12 protein-coding genes are annotated in these 21109 nt (G+C 70.2%); 6 read left to right on the top strand and 6 right to left on the bottom strand.

Annotated features, from left to right (window positions below; translation table 11 throughout):
• Window positions 1-78 precede the first annotated feature (78 nt).
• On the top strand, window positions 79-915 hold the full coding sequence (locus QFZ76_RS40595; RefSeq protein ID WP_307678351.1) for an aldo/keto reductase: 837 nt from the start codon (window positions 79-81) through the stop codon (window positions 913-915).
• A gap of 191 nt (window positions 916-1106) precedes the next feature.
• Entirely contained in the window at window positions 1107-1808 is a 702-nt protein-coding gene (locus tag QFZ76_RS40590; protein ID WP_307678350.1) for a glycoside hydrolase family 75 protein, read from the top strand.
• Window positions 1809-1821: 13 nt separating this feature from the next.
• Here the strand turns inward: QFZ76_RS40590 and QFZ76_RS40585 are convergent, their stop codons facing one another.
• Complete coding sequence (locus QFZ76_RS40585) at window positions 1822-2523, bottom strand: SDR family oxidoreductase (protein WP_307678349.1); 702 nt, start codon at window positions 2521-2523, stop codon at window positions 1822-1824.
• A 128-nt stretch (window positions 2524-2651) separates the two neighbouring features.
• Window positions 2652-6158 carry a hypothetical protein gene (locus QFZ76_RS40580; protein ID WP_307678348.1) on the bottom strand — a complete coding sequence of 1169 codons (3507 nt, stop codon included), beginning with the start codon at window positions 6156-6158 and terminating at the stop codon, window positions 2652-2654.
• A gap of 298 nt (window positions 6159-6456) precedes the next feature.
• Between QFZ76_RS40580 and QFZ76_RS40575 the strand changes: the two genes are divergently transcribed.
• The gene (locus QFZ76_RS40575; RefSeq protein WP_307678347.1) at window positions 6457-7830 is read left to right on the top strand and encodes a glycosyltransferase family 39 protein; all 1374 of its coding nucleotides are present in this window, start codon (window positions 6457-6459) and stop codon (window positions 7828-7830) included.
• A gap of 16 nt (window positions 7831-7846) precedes the next feature.
• On the opposite strand, the gene QFZ76_RS40570 is transcribed toward QFZ76_RS40575, so the two are convergent.
• A complete protein-coding gene (locus QFZ76_RS40570) occupies window positions 7847-8845 on the bottom strand; it encodes a trans-aconitate 2-methyltransferase (protein ID WP_373464429.1) in 999 nt (332 codons plus the stop codon).
• Window positions 8846-8994: 149 nt separating this feature from the next.
• Here QFZ76_RS40570 and QFZ76_RS40565 point away from each other — a divergent pair, with 149 nt between their 5' ends.
• Window positions 8995-9765 carry a phytanoyl-CoA dioxygenase family protein gene (locus tag QFZ76_RS40565; protein WP_307678346.1) on the top strand — a complete coding sequence of 257 codons (771 nt, stop codon included), beginning with the start codon at window positions 8995-8997 and terminating at the stop codon, window positions 9763-9765.
• Window positions 9766-9803: 38 nt separating this feature from the next.
• On the opposite strand, the gene QFZ76_RS40560 is transcribed toward QFZ76_RS40565, so the two are convergent.
• Window positions 9804-11513 carry a glycoside hydrolase family 6 protein gene (locus QFZ76_RS40560; protein WP_307678345.1) on the bottom strand — a complete coding sequence of 570 codons (1710 nt, stop codon included), beginning with the start codon at window positions 11511-11513 and terminating at the stop codon, window positions 9804-9806.
• Between the two features lie 62 nt (window positions 11514-11575).
• Window positions 11576-13075, bottom strand: a complete 1500-nt coding sequence (locus tag QFZ76_RS40555) for a cellulase family glycosylhydrolase (protein WP_307678344.1) — start codon at window positions 13073-13075, stop codon at window positions 11576-11578.
• A gap of 251 nt (window positions 13076-13326) precedes the next feature.
• Between QFZ76_RS40555 and QFZ76_RS40550 the strand changes: the two genes are divergently transcribed.
• Both QFZ76_RS40550 and QFZ76_RS40545 read left to right on the top strand, forming a co-directional pair.
• Window positions 13327-16245: a glycoside hydrolase family 48 protein gene (locus tag QFZ76_RS40550; protein ID WP_307678343.1), complete on the top strand. Its 2919-nt coding sequence runs from the start codon at window positions 13327-13329 to the stop codon at window positions 16243-16245.
• Window positions 16246-16488: 243 nt separating this feature from the next.
• On the top strand, window positions 16489-19146 hold the full coding sequence (locus tag QFZ76_RS40545; RefSeq protein ID WP_307678342.1) for a cellulose binding domain-containing protein: 2658 nt from the start codon (window positions 16489-16491) through the stop codon (window positions 19144-19146).
• A 62-nt stretch (window positions 19147-19208) separates the two neighbouring features.
• On the opposite strand, the gene QFZ76_RS40540 is transcribed toward QFZ76_RS40545, so the two are convergent.
• Window positions 19209-21107: a rhamnogalacturonan lyase gene (locus tag QFZ76_RS40540; RefSeq protein ID WP_307678341.1), complete on the bottom strand. Its 1899-nt coding sequence runs from the start codon at window positions 21105-21107 to the stop codon at window positions 19209-19211.
• Window positions 21108-21109: the final 2 nt, after the last annotated feature.

The following is a 21109-nucleotide window of genomic DNA, read 5'->3' as shown; positions in this document are numbered from 1 at the left end:
CGGTCAGGAATGCATAACGGCTTGTGATCGTTGACGATGGTGGTACCACCTGACGACAACCGTAAGGATCACGAGCTCGTGAGCAGCAAGGTCCCCCCGATCATCCTCAACAACGGCGTCGAGATGCCCCAGCTGGGCTTCGGAGTCTGGCAGGTGCCGGACGACGAGGCGGAGCAGACGGTCACCACCGCGCTGGAGGCCGGGTACCGCAGCATCGACACAGCGGCGATCTACGGCAACGAGGAGGGCACCGGCAAGGCGATCGCGGCCTCCGGAGTCCCCCGCGAGGACGTCTTCGTCACCACCAAGCTCTGGAACAGCGACCAGGGATACGACTCCACGCTGCGCGCCTTCGACACGTCGCTGGCCACGCTCGGCCTGGACTACCTCGACCTGTACCTGATGCACTGGCCGCTGCCGTCCGCGGACAAGTACGTCGACACCTACCGGGCGTTCGAGAAGCTCCTCGCCGACGGCCGTGTCCGCGCCATCGGTGTGTCCAACTTCCTTCCGGAGCACCTCGAGCGTCTGATCGCCGAGACGTCCGTCATCCCGGCGGTCAACCAGATCGAGCTGCACCCGCACCTGCAGCAGCACGCCTCCCGCGAGTACCACGCCGAGCAGGGCATCGCCACCGAGGCCTGGTCGCCGCTCGGCCAGGGCAAGGGTCTCCTGGAGGTTCCGGCGATCGTCGCCATCGCCCAGAAGCACGGCCGTACCCCGGCCCAGGTCGTGCTGCGCTGGCACCTCCAGCTCGGCAACGTCGTGATCCCGAAGTCCGTCACGCCGTCCCGGATCAAGGAGAACCTCGAGGTCTTCGACTTCAGCCTGGACGCCGAGGACCTGGCGGCGATCAGCGCATTGAACGAGGACCGCCGTCTGGGCCCGGACCCGGCGACGTTCGACGTCGGCTGACCTTTCCCGGCCTCGCGCCCCGGGACCGATACCACCTCGGTGGTGCCGGTGCCGGGGCGCGGCCATGTACGCCACCCGGGCGGGGGAGGCCGCGGCCGCGTCGGCGGGCGTCCGCGGACCCCCATGGTAGGGACACGTTATTACACGTTATTAACGGACTTCCTACCTTCCCTGCAGAAGGGTCCCTCTCAGTGCATCTCCGGACGCTGACCCTCACCACGCTCTTTGCCGCCGCTCTGCTGGCCGCCGGGCAGCCCCCGCTCCCCGCGAGGGCCCACGGCACCTCGCACCCGGCGTCGGCCCAGGAGGGCTCGGTCGGCGCGGCCGACCTGCTCGCGAAGGTGAAGTCCTGCACGCAGATCTCCCACGGCAGGTACCGCACCGACACGGGCAGCCGGGCCACGGTCCCGGTGTGCGGCAAGAAGGGAGCGGTGTTCTGGAAGGCCGACATGGACATCGACTGCGACGGCCGGCGCACCGCGAAGTGCAACGAGCGGACCGACCCGTGGTTCCACCCCGACACCGCCTTCCACCAGTCCGACGGCAGGCCCCTGCGCTCCGACACCCTGCCGTACGTCGTCGTCCCCGGGGCGAGCGGCATCTGGAACCATGCCCGCGCGGGCATCAGGGGCGGCGGCGTGGTCGCGGTGATCCACGGCAGGCAGGTGCAGTACGCCGTCGTCGGCGACACCGGCCCCACGAAGATCATCGGCGAGGCGTCGTACGCCACCGCACGCGCCCTCCACATCGACCCGGACCCGGCGACGGGCGGCGCGGCCTCCGGGGTGACCTACATCCTGTTCAGGAACTCCCAGGTGTCCCCCATCGAGAGCCACACAGCGGCGGTGACCGAGGGCGAGCGGCTGGCGAAGCGGTTCCTCCGCGACAACTGACGGACGGCTCCTGTCAGTTGGGCTGCCCGATCGGCCGCACGACGACGGTGTTGATGTCGACACCGGCGGGCTGCCCCATGGCCCACACGATGGAGTCGGCGATCTGGTCGGCGGTGAGCAGCTGCCCGGGAGGCAGGCTTCCGTAGCCGTCCCAGAACGGGGTCTCCACCCGGCCGGGCGCGATCAGGGTCACGCCGACCCCGAACTCCGTCACCTGCCGACGGGTGTTCTCGGCAAGCCCGGTCACCGCCCACTTCGTCGCCCCGTAGATGTTGCCGGGCGTCGGCACGAACCCGGCGACACTGCCGACCAGCACGATCCGGCCGCGGGTCTCCTTGAGGGCGTCGATCGACGCGCGGATGAGCAGCGCGGGGCCGAGGACGTTGGTCAGCACCATCTCGGTCCATCCGGCGGGGTCGCCGTCCGCGACGGAGTCGTGGGTGGCGACCCCGGCGTTTGCGACGACTGTATCCAGTCGACCGTATTCCTTGAGTGTACGGTCGACAGCCGACTGGATACTGTCGTACTCGGCCGCGTTGCCGACGAGCGTCAACAGACCGTCGGGACGGCCGAGTTCCTCGGCGAAGCCGCGCAGCCGTTCCTCGCCGCGGCCGGTGACGGCCACGCGGTGGCCGGCGTCGAGCAGCCGCCGGGCGGCCGCGGCGCCGATGCCGCTGCCGCCGCCGGTGATGAGCGTGACCGGAGAGTCGGTCATGGTTCCCCCTGGAACTTCGATGGAGCCTGCGTTGGTGTCGATGCCGGGGAGTCCATCACTTGGAGCACTCTCGAAGTCAAGGGGCGCCGGGCGGGGTTGGGGTGCGGCACGGTCGGGGTCGGGGTGGGTCAGGGTCCGCAGGTGTCGCGGTACTCGGCCGAGGGGAAGTAGCGGTGCCACTCGGCCTCGGTCAGACCGCGGTGCGCCCGTGCGCACGCCTCGTCCGCCGCCCGGTTCGCCGCCAACGGGTGCACACGCTCGGCGAGATGAGGGGTGGCGATGTGCAACTGGTCGCCGTCCTCGGTGAATCGAAGCGCGCGGACCGGCCCGTCCCCGGCCCGCAGTGTGGCCGGTGACAGGGCGGGCGAGGCCGTCTCCCACACCTGCACGGAACCGTCCGGCGCGCTGCCCGCCAGGAGCGAACCGTCGGCGGAGAACGCCAGAGCCACCCGGTGCAGGGTGGAGCCGACGGCCCTCAGGACGGCGACCCTGCGCCAGCCGCGCGCGTCCCACAGGGTGAGGCGGCCCTGGTAGTCGGACGCGGCGAGGTATCTGCCGTCGGGGCTGAAGACCGCGGTGGTGAGGTAGTCCTCGCCGTCGACTCCTTCGGCTCCCTTGCGGCGCTTGCCCGTTGACGCGTCGACGAGCGTTCCCTCCGGGGTCAGTGCGGTGCGGCCGGTGGTGTCGACCGCCACGATCTCCGCACCGGCGACGGTGACCGGCGGTGTCGCGTCGGATGCGGGCTCGTCCCGCCAGGCCCTGTCCATCAGCCCGTGCAGCGAGAGGGTGCTCACGGCGTTGGTCCGTCCGCCCTCGCGGTAGCGCAGCACGCCCTTGCCGGGGTCCAGCCGGATGTCGCCGATGCCGGAGGCGGCCACCGGATAGATGAGGAGCGGCTCACGTGGGCTGTCGTCCCCGGGGTCGGGAAGGTCCGTACGCCACAGGGTGAGGGAGCCCTTGCCCCAGGCCAGGGCGTAGGCGCCGGCGAACTCCACGGCGTGCGCGCCGCCCGCGAGCGGCAGCCGTGGGCGTTCACGGCCGACGTGGAAGTCCCAGGTCACGATGGACTCGGGGGTGCCGGCGGCCAGAGCCCGCTGGTCGGCGGTGAACGTGAGGTCTCCCTGGCACAGCGTCCGCTCGGTCGCCCGGGGCACCGGTGTGGTGACGAGGCGCCCCTCGACGGCGTCCAGGATCCTCAACCGGTCGCCGTCGTGCGCACACCAGGCGACATGGCGGTCGTCGCGGCTCAGCACCGGCAGCGCGCCGTCGTCGCTGCCCCGCTCGTACCGGAACAGCAGTTTCTGTCGTCGGATGTCCCACACGTCGAGCGTCGCCCGGCCGCTGTCCGAGCCGCGGACCGGACGCCGCAGGAGGAAGGTGCGCCCGCTCGGGCCGAAGGCGACGTCGGTGTTGCTCCACGAGCCGGTCGACAGACGACGCGTGCTGCCGTCCGCCAGCCCGCCGATCACCGTGTCCTCGCCGCCGGGGGGACGGTACGCGACCATCCGGCCGTCCTCGCTGACATCGAGCACGCCCTCGGACAGGCCCTCGCGCTCCACCGAACGGATGCGCCGACGCTCCACCACGTCCCACTGCACGGCCTTGTCATGGACGACAGTCGTCAGGATCCTGCCGTCCTGGCTCAGCCAGGCGGGCGCGTCGAGCGCGCGTGGCCCCACCTCGGGCTGGACGAACACGTCCTGTTCGCTCTGCGCCGCGGCCGTCCGCAGGGACTCCCGCGTCTCGGGCAGGTCGGCGGTGCGCCAGGCGGCGAGGGCCAGGCGCATCGCGGTGCGCGGCTCGGTGGAACGCAGCGTGCCGGCCAGCGCGGCAACACTGCGGGCCTCGGCCTCGTCGCGCTGCCGCGCGCTGACCTCGCCCTGCCGCCAGGCGACCAGGCCCGCGACCACCGCCAGGCACAGCAGCACGGCGAGCCCGCCCGACAGCGCACGCAGTCGGCGAGCGGTCCGGGCCGCGACCCGCCGGCCGTGTTCGTACGCCGCCACGCTCGCGGCCAGGAAACCGCGCTCGAGCCGGTTCAACTGGCCCTGTGCCGCACCCTGTTCGCCTCCGTCGCCGAAGGTCTCGCGCGCCTCGGTGAGCCGGGTGCCGCGGTAGAGCGCGCCCGCGTCCCGGTCCAACTCGGCCCAGCCCCGGGCCGCTTCGGTGAGCCGACGGTGCATCCGCAGCCGTTCGCGGTCCTCGTCCAGCCAACCGCGCAGCCGAGGCCAGGCGCCGAGGAGTGCCTCGTGGGCGAGGTCGACCGTGTCACCGTCGACGGTCAACAGCCGACTGTCTACAAGACGTTCCAGGACGCGTGCAGTCGTCTCGTCGGCGTCGAGCTCCTCGCGGTCGGCGGGGCGCCGGGTGTCTTCGGTACCGTCGCCGGGGTTCACCAGGCGCAGCAGCAGCGCCCGCAGGGCGGCGGCTTCGGCGGGCGTGCATCTGATGTGTACGGCTTCCGCGGTGTGCGCGACGGCTCCCTGGACGCCGCCGACGGCGTCGTAGGCCGCGAGCGTCAGCGTCTTGCCGGAACGGCGGCGCCAGACCTCGCGCAGCGCGTGGGCCATCAGCGGCAGACCGCCCGGTTCGCCGGCCACGTCCGCCACGATCCGTGCGGTCAGGGCACGTTCGACGACGAGCCGACGCGCCGCGGCCGGCCGCACCACTGCCTCCCGCAACGCCCGCGGCGACATCGGCCCGACGAGCAGCGCTGAGTCCCGCAGTGCCTCGGCGAGCGGACCGTGATCCGCGCAGCGACCGTAGAAATCGGCACGTACGGCGACCACGACGCGCAGCCGGTTCGCCGGGTCCACCGCCGCGAGCAACCGGGAGAGGAAACGGGCGCGTTCGTCGGCGTCGGTGCAGAGGGTGAAGACCTCTTCGAACTGGTCGACGACGAGGAGGGTGTCGCCCGGTGCGTCGTGCGGAGTGAACAGCGGATCGCGGGTGCGGGTGGGGTGAGGGCCCGGGGTGAACAGGCGGATGGCGGCGATACGGGGGACGGGGTCGACTGTATGCGGTCGACTGACATCTGTTGGCGGACATGACGCCGGGACACCGTCGGCTGCATACCGTCGACTGTCGCCGGTTGTCGGTCGCGGCGAGCGGAAACGGTCGGCTGCATACCCTCGACCGCCATCCGCCGTCGGTCGCAACGCCGGCACCAACCCCGCCCGCAGCAGCGACGACTTGCCGCTCCCGGACGCGCCGACGATCGCCGCGAACCTCGTGCGGGAGGAGAGCCGGAGCAGTTCGGTGATCAGGTCGTCCCGGCCGTGGAAGTACTCCCCGTCGCCGGTCTCGAAGCGGGCGAGTCCCGGATAGGGGCTGTCGTCGCCGTCGGTGTCGTCGGACGCGCGGGCGTCGGCCGAGTCGGCGACGGCCTCCCGCCAGCGGGCCTCCCACTCACGCGGATCGCCGCCGCACGCGGTGACGTAGGCCAGGAGGACCGGCAGGGTGGGCAGCCGTTCGCCGGACGCGGCGGCGGACAGTGTGGGCGGCGAGTAGCCGGCGCCCTGCGCCATCGCCCGGTAGGTCGGGGTGCCCGCCTCGTCGCGCAGTTTGCGCAGTTCGTAGGCGAAGCGCTGTACCGCTCCGGCCCCCGGATCCAGCGGTTTTTCCCGGCGCCCCATGCGTGTCTCCCCCTCGCTCACGGCCGTCCCACACGCTAACAACCGGCTCTCGCACATTGATTGGCGCTCCGAACCGGGGCTGCCCAACAATCCGCGGTCGCCTGGACTCGTCGGTGCACGTCTTCGCACGGCCCGCTCGCACGGCCCGCTCGTAGGGCTCGCGCTTTCCCGCCTCGCACCGGAGTCAGCCATCGCCACCACACACACTCCAGGACCTCTTCTACGGCCCGCCCGGTTGCCGTCCTCGCCCGACGCCGTCCCTCGTGCACGCGCTCGGTGGCACGCGCTGTTCCCGGTCGTGCTCTCCCTCGTCCTCGGCCTGTGGGGTGTCCGGCGGGAGGGGAGCATGTGGCGGGACGAGGTGGTGACGTACGACATGGCCCGCCGTTCGCTGCCCGACCTGTGGGCGACGCTGGCCGGCGTCGACGCCGTGCACGGCCTGTACTACCTGTTCCTGCACGGCCTCTTCCGGGTGTTCGACGGGGTGGATCCGCTGCTGGTGCTGCGTCTGCCGTCGGTCCTGGCGACCGCCGCGGCAGCCGGGACGCTGGCCCTGCTGGGGCGCTGTCTCGCGGGGCCGCGTGCGGGGCTGCTCGCCGGCGTCGTCTTCGCGTGGCTGCCGCCGGTCCAGCGCTATGCACAAGAAGGTCGATCGTATGCACTCGTCTGCGCCCTGGTCGTCTGGGCTTCGTACCTGCTGGTGCGGGCCGTTCGGCGGCGCACTGGCCGGGCCTGGGCCGCTTATGGCTCGGTCGTGCTGGCCGCGTGTCTGCTGCACGAGTTCGCGGTGCTCGCCCTCGCCGCACATCTGGTGGCGCTGCCGCGTGCGGATCGCCGCGCGGGGGCCCTGGTGGCGCTCGCGGTCTGTGCGGGCCTCGCCCCGCTGGTCGTGCTGAGTACGCGTCAGTCGGACCAGGTGGCGTGGATAGGCGGGATCGGCGCCGGCGCTCTGGCGGGCTTCGTCGGGGTGAGCGTGCTCGGGCTGGCCTGTGCGGCACTGCTCCGGGGCGGCGGGCGAAGCCGGGAGGGGATGGGAATCACCACGCTGGCGCTGCCGCTCCTCGTCCTGCCCGCGCTGCTGCTTCTGCTGGTCTCGCTGGTCAAGCCGCTGTACGTCGACCGCTATGTCCTCTACGGCCAGGCGGGCACCGCCCTGCTGGTCGGCGCCGCCCTCGACCGGCTCGTCCGCGCTGCGGGCCGGATCCGGACCGTCGCCGTGCTGGCCGCCGGGACGGCCGTGCTGGCGCTGCTGCCGATCACGCTTCAGCTACGCGTACCGCAGAGCCGTACCGACAACGTCGTCGCCATCGCCGAGGCCGTCCGCGCGGTGGGCGCGGACGCCGACGGTGTCGTCTTCATGCCCTCCCGGCGTCGTGTGTGGTCGCTGCCCGACCCGGACTCCGTGCGCGGTCTGCGTGACCTCGCCCTCGACGGCGGTCCGGTGGCCTCGCACACGCTGTACGGCACGGAGGCGCCCGCCGCCGTCATCCGCGCCCGGATGCTGGCGACGGCGCGGGTTCTCGCGGTGGGCGACCCTGCCGGGGAGCCGCTGGACCGCGTGCCGCAGGAGGCGGTCAAACGGCGGGTGCTCGCCACGTACTTCGTGGCCTGTCGCAGTCGGCATGTCCAGGGAGCACGGATCACGGTCTACGCCCGGCCGGGCCACTGTTGATTGCATACGGTCGACGTCACTCGGTACGCACAGCTGTGTATACCGTATGCGCCGCGAGCAGGAACACATCCGGCCGTCGGTGGACACTCGCCCGGTCCTCGGGGTCGAGAAGCCGGTCGAGCGCGGCTCGGTCGGTGGCGTCGAGGTGGTCGCCGATGACGTCACGGCGACGGGTCAGCAACGCGGCGACATAGGCGCGGGCCCGGTCCGTGGTCGGTGCGGGCAGATCGAGCAGGAAGCTGCGCGTGCCGGTCGGCCTGAGGCCCGCGGCGGTCATCAGCGCCGGCCAGTCCTCGGTCTCGGCGACCGCGCCGGACAGGTCCGCGCGCATCTGCGCGAACCACTCCTCCTCCACCGCGTCCAGGCGCGCCTGCAGCCCGGGCCGCCCGATGCCGATGTCGCGGGGCAGGAACCGGGTGGGCAGGCCGCCTTCCAGGAGTGCGAGCGTGCCGCCGGGCGCGAGCCGGCCGGCGAAGGCGGCGAGGGCGGCGCGCTGATCGCCCAGATGGTGCAGGCTCCGACTGGCCCACAGAAGGTCTGCGGGATAGTCCAAGTCGTCGAGGACGCCAGGGAGTTCACCACCGAGGGTGTCGAAACGATCGGCCACGCCGAGCCGGACGGCCCGGGCGCGGGCCCGTTCCAGCAGCGGTTCGGTGCCGTCGACGGCGACAACACGGGCGCCGGGGAAGGCATCGGCGAGCAGACAGGAGACGACGCCGGGTCCGCTGCCCGCGTCGACGATCAGCCCGGGCTCGGTCTGTTTGTGGCCGAGCCACGCCAGGGCCCGCTCGTACAGGGGCGTGAACAGCTCCGCCTGGTTCTCCAGCAGCGGTGCCATCTCGCGCCAGTCGATGTCGCTGTGGCCGTGAGCGTGGTCCGGACCGTGGTGGTGCGGGACCGGATGGTCCGGGCCGTGGTCGTCCGGGCCGTGGTCCTGCGGATCGTGGTCATGCGGATCGGGGTCATGCGGATCGGGGTCATGCTGATCGGGGTCATGCGGATCGGGGTGCGCCATGGACGTCAGCCTCTCGTCAGGATGCGGCCAGCGTGCGCCGACGCACCGCGCAAGGGCCACCACTGTTGCCGCCACAGCAAAAACGTCGCCGGAATCAGCATCGAAAAAATGGGGTGCGCCCTGCGCGGCGAATCACTCACGATGACCGTATGGACGACGAGCTGGTGGAGCGTTTCCTCGAGGACGGGTTCGTGAGGATCGAGGGCGCCTTTCCGCCGCGCGTCGCCGAGGACTGCGCCCGGCTGCTGTGGCGGGAGACGGGATACGACGCCGAGGACCCGGCCACCTGGAAGGACCCGGTGCGCTGGGTGGCGGGCATGGCGCAGGGGCCGTTCGCGGCGGCCGCCAACTCCCCCGTATTGCATGAGGCGTTCGATCTGCTGGTCGGCGAGGGCCGTTGGCAGCCCCGCTATTCACTGGGCAGCTTCCCGCTGAGGTTCCCGCACGCGGAGGAACCCGACGACGCGGGCTGGCACATCGAGGGAAGCTACCTCCCCGAGGGCGCCGCGAACTACCACACGAACCTGCGCTCGAGGGACCGCGCGCTGCTGATGCTGTTCCTGTTCAGCGAGGTCACCGAGGCCGACGCCCCGACCCGCATCAGGATCGGCTCGCATCTCGACGTACCGCCGGTGCTGGAGCCGTACGGCGAAGAGGGCGCCTCCTTCATGGAGCTGGGCCCGAAGGTGGCGGCGGCCTCCGCGCACCGCCCGCTCGCGTACGCCACCGGCCGCCCCGGCGACGTCTTCCTGTGCCATCCCTTCGTGGTGCACGCAGCCCAGCCGCACCACGGCACCCGCCCTCGCTTCCTGGCGCAGCCGCCGCTGTGTCCGGCGGTGCCCTACGAGCTGGAGCGGGCGGACGGGGACTACTCGGCGGTGGAGTTCGCGATCCGCCGGGGTCTGGCCCGCGAAGGCTGACCCCGGCGGATCACTTCAGGGTGCTACAGCGCCGAGGGCTACAGCGCCGGGTAGGCGTTCTTCATGAGCTCCTGGAACTGTGCCGAGAACCAGTGCCCCGCCAGCGGGGAGTTCGGCAGCGCGCCCGACATGTTGAAGCCGTTGCGGGCGTTGCCCTCGTAGGTGGGATCGCACATCCGGTCGAAGCCCTTGCCCTCCGGGTTCTCGATGAACTGGCTCGAACCGTCGGACTCGCCCGGGGGCTTCATCCACACGTACGCGTCGATCCCGGTGGCCGGGTTGGCCTGCGGACGCTCGCCGAGGCCGGCACCGGACTGGTTGCACCAGTTGCCGATGTGGATGCGACGGTCGTAGCGGCCGCCGTCGATGTAGGTGTCCACGGTGGTCGTGGCGCCCGGTCCGGTGGGCCTCGCCGTGCCGCCCCAGCCGTTGCGGGAGGTGTCGATCAGCATGCCGATGCCCGAGTTGAAGCCGGTCGTGACCAGCTGGTTGCGGAAGCCCTGGGCGAAGGACAGCTCGTCGACGTAGCGGTTCCAGTCGACCCACTTCGACTCGCGGACCGATTTGCCGGCCACGTTGTCGTTGATGGTGAAGTTGTTCTCCTTCAGGGCGCTGTAGTTGGCCGTGTTAGTGATGAAGCCGTGGACGTCGTTCACGGTGGCGCCTTCGGAGGTCGCCGCCTCCTTCATCACGGTCGCGCTGGCGGCGAAGTTGTCGTCCCAGCCGATCCAGCCGTGGTGTCCGGCGTCGATGTAGTTGTAGACGTTGGGCGCGTCGCCGAGCTTGTTCAGGGCGTAGCCGACGCCCTTCTGGTAGTTGCCGTTGGCCTTCATCACGTCGCACTGCGGGGTGGCCGTGGGCCGGCTGCCGGTGTTGGTGACGAGGTTGGGCAGCGAGTCGATCTCGATGGTCGTGACGATCCGCAGCGCGGCGTACTTGGGGTCGGCGAGGATCGCGGCGATCGGGTCGATGTACTGCGTCTTGTACCGGTCGATCTCCGTCGGGCCCAGTTCGCCGTTGGAGGCGAGGGCTGCGCAGTCACGTCCGGGCAGGTTGTAGATGACCAGCTGGACGACGAGTTCGCCGGAGCCCTTCTGTGTAAGCGCCGTGTCAAGGTGGTCACGCAGACCCATGCCGCCGTTGACGCCGTTGATCGCGGCGATGCGATCGAGCCAGACGCCGGTCGGCTGGTTGGAGATGCGGCTGCCGCCCGGTTCGGCGGCGGCCTTCGCGGACCACTCCGGGTTCACGTACACCTTGGCGCCGGAGTACGGGTTGTCGACCTTCGGGCCGGTCGGGTCCGGCGGATCGGTGGGGCCGCCGCTGCCGTCGTCGACGTTGCAGGTCACGCCGTCGAGGGTGAAGGTGGCCGGGATCGCGTTGGTGCCGCTGTAGGTGCCCTGGAAGCCGAAGCCGGCCGAACCGCCGGTGGCGAGCGTGCCGTTGTAGGACTCGTTGGCGGCGGTGACGGCGGTGCCGCTCTGGCTGAGTTTGGCGTTCCAGCCGCTGGTGACCTTCTGGTTTCCGGCGTACGACCACTTCAGCGCCCAACTCGACTTGGCGGCGCCGTTGTTGGTGACGGTGACGGCGGCGGTGAAGCCGGTGTCCCACTGGTTCTGCACCTGGTAGTCGACGGTGCACGGGACGGCGGCGGCGCCGACGTCCCCCGGTACGACGGCGAACGCCGTCCCTGAGGCCCCGGCGACCAGCGCCAGGGCAGCGAGTATCGCGGTTCTGGTACGACTCATGAGTGCGGGTTCCTTCTCGGTTGCGGGTGACTCGGTTGCGGGTGACTCGGTTGCGGGAGTTGTCAGCCGTTCAGGGCGCGCAGATGGTCGCGCAGCCCGATGCCGTACGCCGTGGGCGTACCGTCGTAACTGGTGATCAGGGCGGGACCCGTGGAGCAGTTCCATGTGTTCCAGGTCCAGCCCAGGTACGACTGGCCGCGGTCGTCGAACCACTTCATGACCCGGTCGACGAAGCCGTGTGAGCAGGTGTTCTCGCCGATCTCTCCGGCCACGAGCGGTACTTGGGCGGCGACCGGGGCGAGCGTGGCGTCGAAGCAGCTCTCGTTGGAGCAGGTGTTGAAGTTGTACACATGCCAGGCGGCGGCGAGATTGCCCGCCGGGTCGGTGGGTTTGTGGTTGAGCCACTGGCTCAGGTCGTTCGCGTACGCGAGCCCGCCGGCCAGGATCAGGTTCTTGGCGCCGGTATTGCGGACACTGTCTACGAGATCCTGCATACCGGCGACCTCATAACCGATACCCGGGCAGGTGCCGCCGTCCCGCCAGCACTGCCACGCCTGGGTGGTCGTGGGGGTGGCGCGGTCCGGGTAGGGCTCGTTGAACAGGTCGAAGACGACGGTCGGGTCGTCCTTGAAGGTGTTGGCCACCGAGGTCCAGAAGGACGGGGTGTACTGCATGTCGGGCATCGGCTTCTGGCAGCTGGCGTGCACGTCGGCGCAGCCGGCGGAGTTGCCGGTGTACTGGCCGTAGGTCCAGTGCAGTTCGAGCATCGGCGTCATGCCGTTGGCTTTCACCTTCGCCACCAGGTCCTTGACGGCGTTGATGTAGTGGGCGCCGGCGTACTCCGGGTTGATGTTGGACAGGCCCAGCCAGCACTCCTCGTTGAGGGGGATACGGACGGTGTTGGCGTTCCAGTCGGCGATCGCCTTGACGGAGGCGTCGTCGACCGGCCCGTCGAAGATGCCGCGGCCCTGCACGCACATGAACTCGCCGCCGGACCGGTTCACGCCGAGCATGCGGCGGGTGTCGCCCTCGGCGTCCACGAGCTTGTTGCCCACGGCGCGTAAGACAGGTGCCGTGCCGTCACCGGGATCCGGCGGATCGGTCGGGTCGGTCGGACCGGTCGGATCCGGGGTGGGCGACGGTTCGGCGTCGACGTTGCAGATGGCGCCGTTCAACTGGAACGACGTCGGTACGGCGTTGCTCCCCGACGAGGTGGCGAGGAACCCGGCGCTGATGCTCGTGCCGGTGCCGAGCGAGCCGTTGTAGCTCTCGTTGGCGGCGGTGACGGTCGTACCGGACTGGGACCATTTGGCGTTCCAGCCCTGGTCGACCTTCTGGCCGTTCGCAAGGTTGAAGGTCAGCTTCCAACTGCTCACAGCGGCCGTGTTGTTGGTCATGTTCACAGCGCCCTGGAAGCCGGTGTCCCACTGGCTGGTGACGGAGTACTCCACCGTGCAGGCGGGTGCGGCTCCGGAGGCCGTGACCACCGGCACCGTCACGGACGCGACTAGGGCGACCGCGCCGGCGACGGCTAAAAGTACTGAACGCGGGGGGTGTCGCATGAGCGAGTCCTTGCAGTTCGGGCGCGTCGTGACGGACGCGTCGACTGATGGAATCGCTCCCACTGGTGTCAACGAAGCTAGCGCCAAGTGACGGTAAAGAACAGAGGAGTCACTGACTTTCCCTCAACACCTCTTGTCGAATCTTTTCGACTCTTCAAGCACCTTGACCCCTCCCACCCCCGTCCCCACTATGGGAGCGCTCCCACTGGTTCAAGCCTTGACATCTCCGAGCCGCAAGGAGGAACCAGCACATGCCCCCCAGAGCAGGACGCCGGACCGCTCGGCGGTTGTGGACCGCCGCCGTGGCGGCACTCGCACTTCCTTTCACGATGTTGGGTACGGGTTCAACTCCCGCACAGGCGGCGCCACTTCAGTGCAGCGTCGACTACAGGACGAACGACTGGGGCTCCGGTTTCACCGCGGACCTGACGATCACCAACCGCGGCACGGACCCCATCGCCGGCTGGACCATGACGTACAGCTACGCGGGCAACCAGAAGCTCAGCGGCAGCGGCTGGAACGGCACCTGGTCCCAGTCCGGCCAGGCGATCACGGTGAAGAACGCGTCGCACAACGGCACGATCGCCGTCGGTGCCGCTGTCTCCACCGGCGCGCAGTTCACGTACAGCGGCACCAACACGGCGCCGACCGGCTTCGCCGTGAACGGGACCAGCTGCGCCGGCGCGCATCAGCCCCCGATCACGGTACTGACCAGCCCGGCCGCGGGCGCGGTCTACACGCAGGGTGACCCGGTTCCGCTCGCGGCGACCGCCGCGGCGGCGGACGGCGCGACGATCAGCAAGGTGGAGTTCTACGACGACACCACACTGCTGGGCACGGACACGACGGCGCCGTACTCTCTTTCGGCCTCAAGTTTGACCGTGGGCAGTCATTCGCTCCTCGCGAAGGGGTACGACAGTCTGGGCGCGTCCGCGGAGTCCACACCGGTCGGCATCACGGTCGCCGCGGGTCCCACGGTCGTGGCCTCGACCAACCAACTGGCCGTCCAGCAGGGCAAGACGGGCACGTTCGACGTGAAGCTGTCGACCCAGCCGTCCGCCAACGTGACCGTCACGACCGCCCGCAGTGGCGGTAATCCGGGGCTGTCGGTGACCGGCGGGGCGTCGCTCACCTTCACCCCGTCGAACTGGAACGCCGCGCAGAAGGTGACCATCACGGCCGACGCCTCCGGCACCGGCGCGGCGACCTTCGAGTCGACAGCCACCGGTCATGCGAAGTCCACGGTGACGGTCACCCAGATCGCGGCGTCGAAGGCGTACGACGCCCGGTTCCTGGAGCTGTACGGCAAGATCACCAACCCGGCCAGCGGCTACTTCTCCCCCGAGGGCATCCCCTACCACTCGGTCGAGACGCTGATCGTCGAGGCTCCGGACCACGGGCACGAGACCACGTCGGAGGCGTACAGCTATCTTCTCTGGCTGCAGGCCATGTACGGCAAGGTCACCGGCGACTGGACCAAGTTCAACGGCGCCTGGGACATCATGGAGAAGTTCATGATCCCGACCCACGCCGACCAGCCGACGAACTCCTTCTACAACGCCTCGAAGCCGGCGACGTACGCGCCCGAGCTGGACACGCCGGGCGAGTACCCGGCGAAGCTCGACCCGTCGGTCTCGGTCGGATCGGATCCGATCGCCGGTGAACTGAAGACTGCATACGGTACGGACGATGTCTACGGTATGCACTGGCTGCAGGACGTCGACAACGTCTACGGCTACGGCAACTCGCCGGGCAAGTGCGAGGCGGGTCCGACCGACACCGGACCGTCGTACATCAACACCTTCCAGCGCGGCGCGCAGGAGTCGGTGTGGGAGACGGTGCCGCAGCCGACCTGCGACGCCTTCAAGTACGGCGGCACCAACGGCTACCTGGACCTGTTCACGGGTGACGCCTCGTACGCCAAGCAGTGGAAGTTCACCAACGCCCCGGACGCCGACGCGCGGGCTGTGCAGGCCGCGTACTGGGCGGACATCTGGGCGAAGGAGCAGGGCAAGGGCAGTGACGTTTCCGCGACCGTCGGCAAGGCCGCGAAGATGGGCGACTACCTGCGCTACTCGATGTACGACAAGTACTTCAAGAAGGTCGGCAACTGTGTCGGGCCGTCGACCTGCGCGGCCGGCACCGGCAAGGACGCCTCGATGTACCTGATGTCCTGGTACTACGCCTGGGGCGGCGCCACCGACACCTCGGCGGGCTGGGCCTGGCGCATCGGTTCCAGCCACGCGCACGGCGGCTACCAGAACCCGCTCGCCGCGTACGCGCTGAGCAGTTACGCCGACCTGAAGCCCAAGTCGGCGACGGGGCAGGCGGACTGGGCCAAGTCGCTCGACCGGCAGCTGGAGTTCTACCGCTGGCTGCAGTCGGACGAGGGTGCCATCGCGGGCGGTGCGACCAACAGTTGGGCGGGCCGGTACGCGCCGCCGCCGGCCGGGAAGTCGACGTTCTACGGCATGTACTACGACCAGCAGCCCGTCTACCACGACCCGCCGTCCAACCAGTGGTTCGGCTTCCAGGCGTGGTCGATGGAGCGGGTGGCCGAGTACTACCGGCAGACGGGGGACGCGGACGCCAAGGTGGTCCTCGACAAGTGGGTCGACTGGGCACTGTCCAAGACCACGGTCAACCCGGACGGCACCTACCTGATCCCCTCGACGCTCCAGTGGTCGGGCCAGCCCGACACCTGGAACGCCACCAACCCCGGTGCCAACACCGGCCTGCACGTCACCGTCGCCGACTACACCAACGACGTCGGTGTGGCCGCCGCGTACGCCAAGACCCTGACGTACTACGCGGACCGCTCCGGTGACACCCAGGCCGCGACCACGGCCAAGGCCCTCCTCGACGGCATGTGGGACAACTACCAGGACGACCTCGGCATCGCCGTCCCGGAGACCCGCGCCGACTACAACCGCTTCGACGACGCCGTGACCGTCCCGAGCGGCTGGACCGGCACCATGCCGAACGGCGACGCCATCAACGCGTCCTCGACCTTCGACTCCATCCGCTCGTTCTACGAGGACGACCCGGCCTGGTCGAAGATCGAGGCCTACCTGGCGGGCGGTGCCGCGCCCTCCTTCACGTACCACCGGTTCTGGGCCCAGGCGGACATCGCCCTGGCCATGGCCTCGTACGCGGAGCTCCTCGAATAGTCCCCGCCGGGCGCTTCGCGGGTCGGGCGGTACGAAGGCTGCGGGCCGTGTGTGGCTGGTCGCGCAGTTCCCCGGGCCCCCCTACAGGGCGCGGGGTGGCACCGCGCCGCTCCGGGGCGCCTGAAGCTCCGCGTACGCGGTCTCGTCACCTGACGACGAGGCCATCCGGCCGGGCGGCCCCCACCCGCACTGGGGGCCGCCCGGTTCTCGCACGCTCCCCTCCTGAAAGGAAGGTCCCCCACCGTGCGAAGAACCCGCATCCTCACGACCGTGCTGGCACTGGCGGCCGGCCTGCTCGCGGGCACCCCGCCCGCACTCGCCGCCGACCCCACGCAGCCGGCGATCGCCGCCGACACCTACACCTGGAAGAACGCGCGCATCGACGGCGGCGGCTTCGTCCCCGGCATCGTCTTCAACCGGACCGAGAAGGACCTCGCCTACGCCCGCACCGACATCGGTGGTGCCTACCGCTGGCAGGAGTCGACGAAGACCTGGACGCCCCTGCTGGACTCGGTCGGCTGGGAGGACTGGGGGCACACGGGCGTGGCCAGTCTGGCCTCGGACTCCGTGGACCCCGACAAGGTGTACGCGGCCGTCGGCACGTACACGAACAGCTGGGATCCGGGAAACGGGGCCGTGCTCCGGTCCTCCGACCGGGGTGCCAGCTGGCAGAGGACCGATCTGCCCTTCAAGCTGGGCGGCAACATGCCCGGCCGGGGCATGGGTGAGCGGCTGGCCGTCGACCCGAACAGGAACAGCGTGCTGTATCTGGGCGCGCCGAGCGGCAAGGGCCTGTGGCGGTCGGCGGACTCCGGTGTCACCTGGTCGCAGGTGGCGGACTTCCCCAACGTCGGCAACTACGCGCAGGATCCGACCGACACCAGCGGCTACGCCAGCGACAACCAGGGCGTCACCTGGGTCACGTTCGACGAGTCGACGGGTACGTCGGGGAGCGCGACGAAGACGATCTACGTCGGGGTCGCCGACAAGGACAACGCGGTGTACCGCTCGACGGACGCGGGCGTGACCTGGTCGCGGCTGGCCGAACAGCCGACGGGATACCTCGCGCACAAGGGTGTACTGGATACCGAAAACGGCCATCTGTACATCGCATACAGCGACAAGGGCGGTCCCTACGACGGTGGCAAGGGCCGGCTGTGGCGGTACGCGACCGCGACCGGCACCTGGACGGACATCAGCCCGGTCGCCGAGGCGGACACCTACTACGGCTTCAGCGGGCTGACGGTGGACCGGCAGAAGCCCGGCACCGTCATGGCCACCGCATACAGTTCCTGGTGGCCGGACACCCAGATCTTCCGTTCCACGGACAGCGGCGGGACCTGGACGAAGGCGTGGGACTACACGTCGTATCCCACCCGTTCGAACCGCTACACGATGGACGTGTCGTCCTCCCCGTGGCTGACCTGGGGCGCGAACCCCTCGCCGCCCGAGCAGGCCCCGAAGCTCGGCTGGATGACCGAGTCGCTGGAGATCGACCCGTTCGACTCCGACCGGATGATGTACGGGACGGGGGCGACGGTCTACGGCACGGAGAACCTGACCGACTGGGACAGCGGAAGCCAGTTCACCATCAGGCCGATGGTGCAGGGTCTGGAGGAGACGGCGGTCCTCGACCTCGCGTCGCCGCCCTCGGGGGCCCCGCTGCTGAGCGCCCTCGGTGACGTCGGCGGGTTCCGGCACACGGACCTGACCAAGGTCCCGTCGATGATGTTCACCTCGCCCAACTTCACCTCCACGACGAGTCTGGACTTCGCCGAGAGCAACCCGAACACGGTGGTCCGGGTCGGCAACCTCGACTCCGGTCCGCACGTCGCGTTCTCGACGGACAACGGCGCCAACTGGTTCGCGGGGAGCGATCCTTCGGGTGTGAGCGGCGGCGGGACGGTCGCGGCGGCGGCCGACGGCAGCGGCTTCGTGTGGAGCCCGGCGGGCGCAGGGGTGCATTACGCGACGGGCTTCGGTACGTCCTGGGCCGCGTCCAGCGGTATCCCGGCGGGCGCGATCGTCGAGTCGGACCGGGTCGACCCGAAGACCTTCTACGGCTTCAAGTCCGGGAAGTTCTACGTCAGTTCGGATGGCGGCGCGACCTTCACCGCGTCCTCGGCCACCGGTCTGCCCGCCGGGGGCAGCGTGCGTTTCAAGGCGCTGCCCGGCACGAAGGGCGACGTGTGGCTGGCGGGCGGTGCGAGTGACGGCGCGTACGGGCTGTGGCACTCCACGGACGGCGGCGCGACCTTCGCCAAGCTCTCGGGCGTCGAGCAGGCCGACACGATCGGCTTCGGCAAGGCGGCGACGGGGGCGTCGTACCAGACGCTCTTCACCAGCGCGAAGATCGGCGGCGTACGCGGCATCTTCCGTTCCACCGACAAGGGCGAGACCTGGACCCGTGTCAACGACGATGCCCACCAGTGGGGTTGGACGGGGGAGACGATCACCGGTGACCCGCGGGTGTACGGCCGCGTGTACGTGGCCACGAACGGTCGCGGCGTCATCTACGGCGACAGTTCCGACACCGGTGGCGGAACGGATCCGGGACCGGGTCCCGACCCGAGTCCGACCAGCGCCTGCACGGTGACGTACAAGGTCACCAACCAGTGGTCGGACGGCTTCCAGGCCGACGTCCAGCTGACCAACACCGGATCGACCGCCTGGAACGGCTGGTCACTCGGCTGGACGTTCCCGGACGGGCAGAAGGTCACACAGGCGTGGAACGCCGAGTACGCGCAGTCGGGTTCGGCGGTGACGGCGAAGAACGTGGGCTGGAACGGCACCGTGGCGGCGGGCTCGTCGGTGGGCTTCGGCTTCACCGGGAGCTGGTCGGGCACGAACACGAAACCGGCGGCCTTCAAGCTGGGTGACCGGATCTGCACGGTGAGCTGACGGGCGGGAGGACCGAGGGGCGGTGGGTGCGTGTTCCCGAGGGGGCACGCACCCACCGTCGTTCACGGGGTGTAGACCGTCGGCCTCGGTGCCGTCGCCATACCGTTGCCGATGAAGAAGCTCGGATGCGGCGGCTGATTGTATGCAGTATTCTGCCAGGCCAGTGCCGTGCGGTACACCGTGTCGTGCAGCAAGGTCGTGATCTTGGTGCTGGTCTCGATCGGGGTCGAGTAGACGCGCAGGGCCGTGTTGTCCGACGTCGGCCAGACGACCTCCTCGCGCCAGTCGCCGAGGATGTCACCGGACAGGGACGGCGTGGACTTGGTGCCGTTGTTGGAGTGGACGCCGGATCCGGTCAGCAGGCGGGTGTCGCCGGCGGTGCCGTACTTGTCGATGCGGGTGCCGTCGAGGAGTTCGCGGACCGGGTCGCCGTCCCACCAGCTCAGGAAGTTGATGCTGGAGGGCTCGCGGCCGAGCGAGGCGCCGGTCGCCGAGCGCAGCGTGGTGTCGGAGGCGGACCAGGCCTCCGCGCCCGCGCTGCCGGCGTAGACGTCGGCGGCGACTCCGCGGCCGTTGTCGGCGCCGGAGGCCGTCTGCCAGAGGAGGGAGCCGGTGCGTGCGTCGGCCATCCAGGAGCCGGGCTGGCTGGTGCTCTCGGAGACCTTGAAGTACTCCAGGCCCGCCCGGGAGGGGTTGAGGTCGCCGACGTGGCCGGCGTCGCCATGGCCGAGTTTGGTCGTCCACAGCCCGCCGCCGTTGTCGTCCACCGTCATCGCGCCGTACACGATCTCGTCCTTGCCGTCGGCGTCGACGTCCGCGATCGACAGGCTGTGGTTGCCCTGGCCGTCGTAGCCCTTGCCGCTGTTGGTGGAGGAGTTCGTGTCGAAGGTCCAACGGCGGGTGAAGGCGCCGCCTCGCCAGTCCCAGGCGGCGATGACCGTGCGCGTGTAGTAGCCGCGCGCCATGATCAGGGACGGGCGCGAGCCGTCCAGGTACGCCGTGCCGGCGAGGAAGCGGTCGACGCGGTTACCGTACGAGTCGCCCCAGGAGGAGACCGTGCCGCGGGCCGGCACGTAGTCGACGGTCTGCATCGCCTTGCCGGTCTGGCCGTTGAACATGGTCAGGTACTCGGGGCCGGACAGCACGTAGCCGCTGGAGTTGCGGTGGTCGGCCGAGGAGCTGCCGATGACCGCGCCGGTGCCGTCCTTCGTGCCGTCGGCGGTCTTCATGGCGAGCTCGGCCTTGCCGTCGCCGTCGTAGTCGTACGCCTGGAACTGCGTGTAGTGGGCGCCGGAACGGATGTTGCGGCCCAGGTCGATGCGCCACAGGCGGGTGCCGTCGAGCTTGACGCCGTCGATGAACGTGTTGCCGGTGTAGCCGGACTGGGAGTTGTCCTTGGCGTTGGTCGGGTTCCACTTGAGGACGAAGTCGAGGGCGCCGTCGCCGTCGAGGTCGGCGGTGGAGGCGTCGTTGGCCTCGTAGGTGTAGGCGACGCCGTCGGGGGTGGTGCCGCCGGCGGGCGGGGTGATGGGCACGTCCTTGTAGCCGGTGCGGAGTTGGACGGCATGGACGGAGTCGGCCTGCTCCACACCGCCGACGATCGCCCGGACCGTGTAGTCGGCCTGGGCGGGCGCGCCGGAGTGGAAGTAGTTCGTGGAGCCGGTGACCGGGGCGGAGTTGACCTTGGTGCCGGCCCGGTAGACGTTGAAGGACACGTCGCTCGGGTCGGTGCCGAGCCAGCGCCAGCTGACCAGGTTGCCGCTGTCGGTGTGCACGCTGACGACACCGCGGTCGAGCTTCTCGACCTGGCGGGCGGTGGCGGCCTCGGCGGTGTCGGTGCCGAGTGCCGTGGTGAGGCCGGCGCCGACGAGGGCCGCGACGGCGGTGGCCGCCGAGAGGAGCGCTCGACGTCTGCGGTGCCTGCGCGGGGACGGCTGCGGGTGCGGGTGCGGGTTCTGCACGG

Source organism: Streptomyces sp. V4I2 (genome assembly GCF_030817655.1).
Classification (GTDB): domain Bacteria; phylum Actinomycetota; class Actinomycetes; order Streptomycetales; family Streptomycetaceae; genus Streptomyces; species Streptomyces plumbiresistens.
Note: the sequence above shows the minus strand (reverse complement) of the source record. Positions and strands in the feature narration are given on the sequence as shown.

Bases quoted from the DNA above. Each gene is read 5' to 3' on its own strand.
- QFZ76_RS40585 (WP_307678349.1), bottom strand. From the start codon at position 2,523: ATGACCGACTCTCCGGTCACGCTCATCACCGGCGGCGGCAGCGGCATC.
- QFZ76_RS40570 (WP_373464429.1), bottom strand. From the start codon at position 8,845: ATGGCGCACCCCGATCCGCATGACCCCGATCAGCATGACCCCGATCCG.
- QFZ76_RS40555 (WP_307678344.1), bottom strand. From the start codon at position 13,075: ATGCGACACCCCCCGCGTTCAGTACTTTTAGCCGTCGCCGGCGCGGTC.
- QFZ76_RS40580 (WP_307678348.1), bottom strand. From the start codon at position 6,158: ATGGGGCGCCGGGAAAAACCGCTGGATCCGGGGGCCGGAGCGGTACAG.
- QFZ76_RS40560 (WP_307678345.1), bottom strand. From the start codon at position 11,513: ATGAGTCGTACCAGAACCGCGATACTCGCTGCCCTGGCGCTGGTCGCC.
- QFZ76_RS40550 (WP_307678343.1), top strand. From the start codon at position 13,327: ATGCCCCCCAGAGCAGGACGCCGGACCGCTCGGCGGTTGTGGACCGCC.
- QFZ76_RS40565 (WP_307678346.1), top strand. From the start codon at position 8,995: ATGGACGACGAGCTGGTGGAGCGTTTCCTCGAGGACGGGTTCGTGAGG.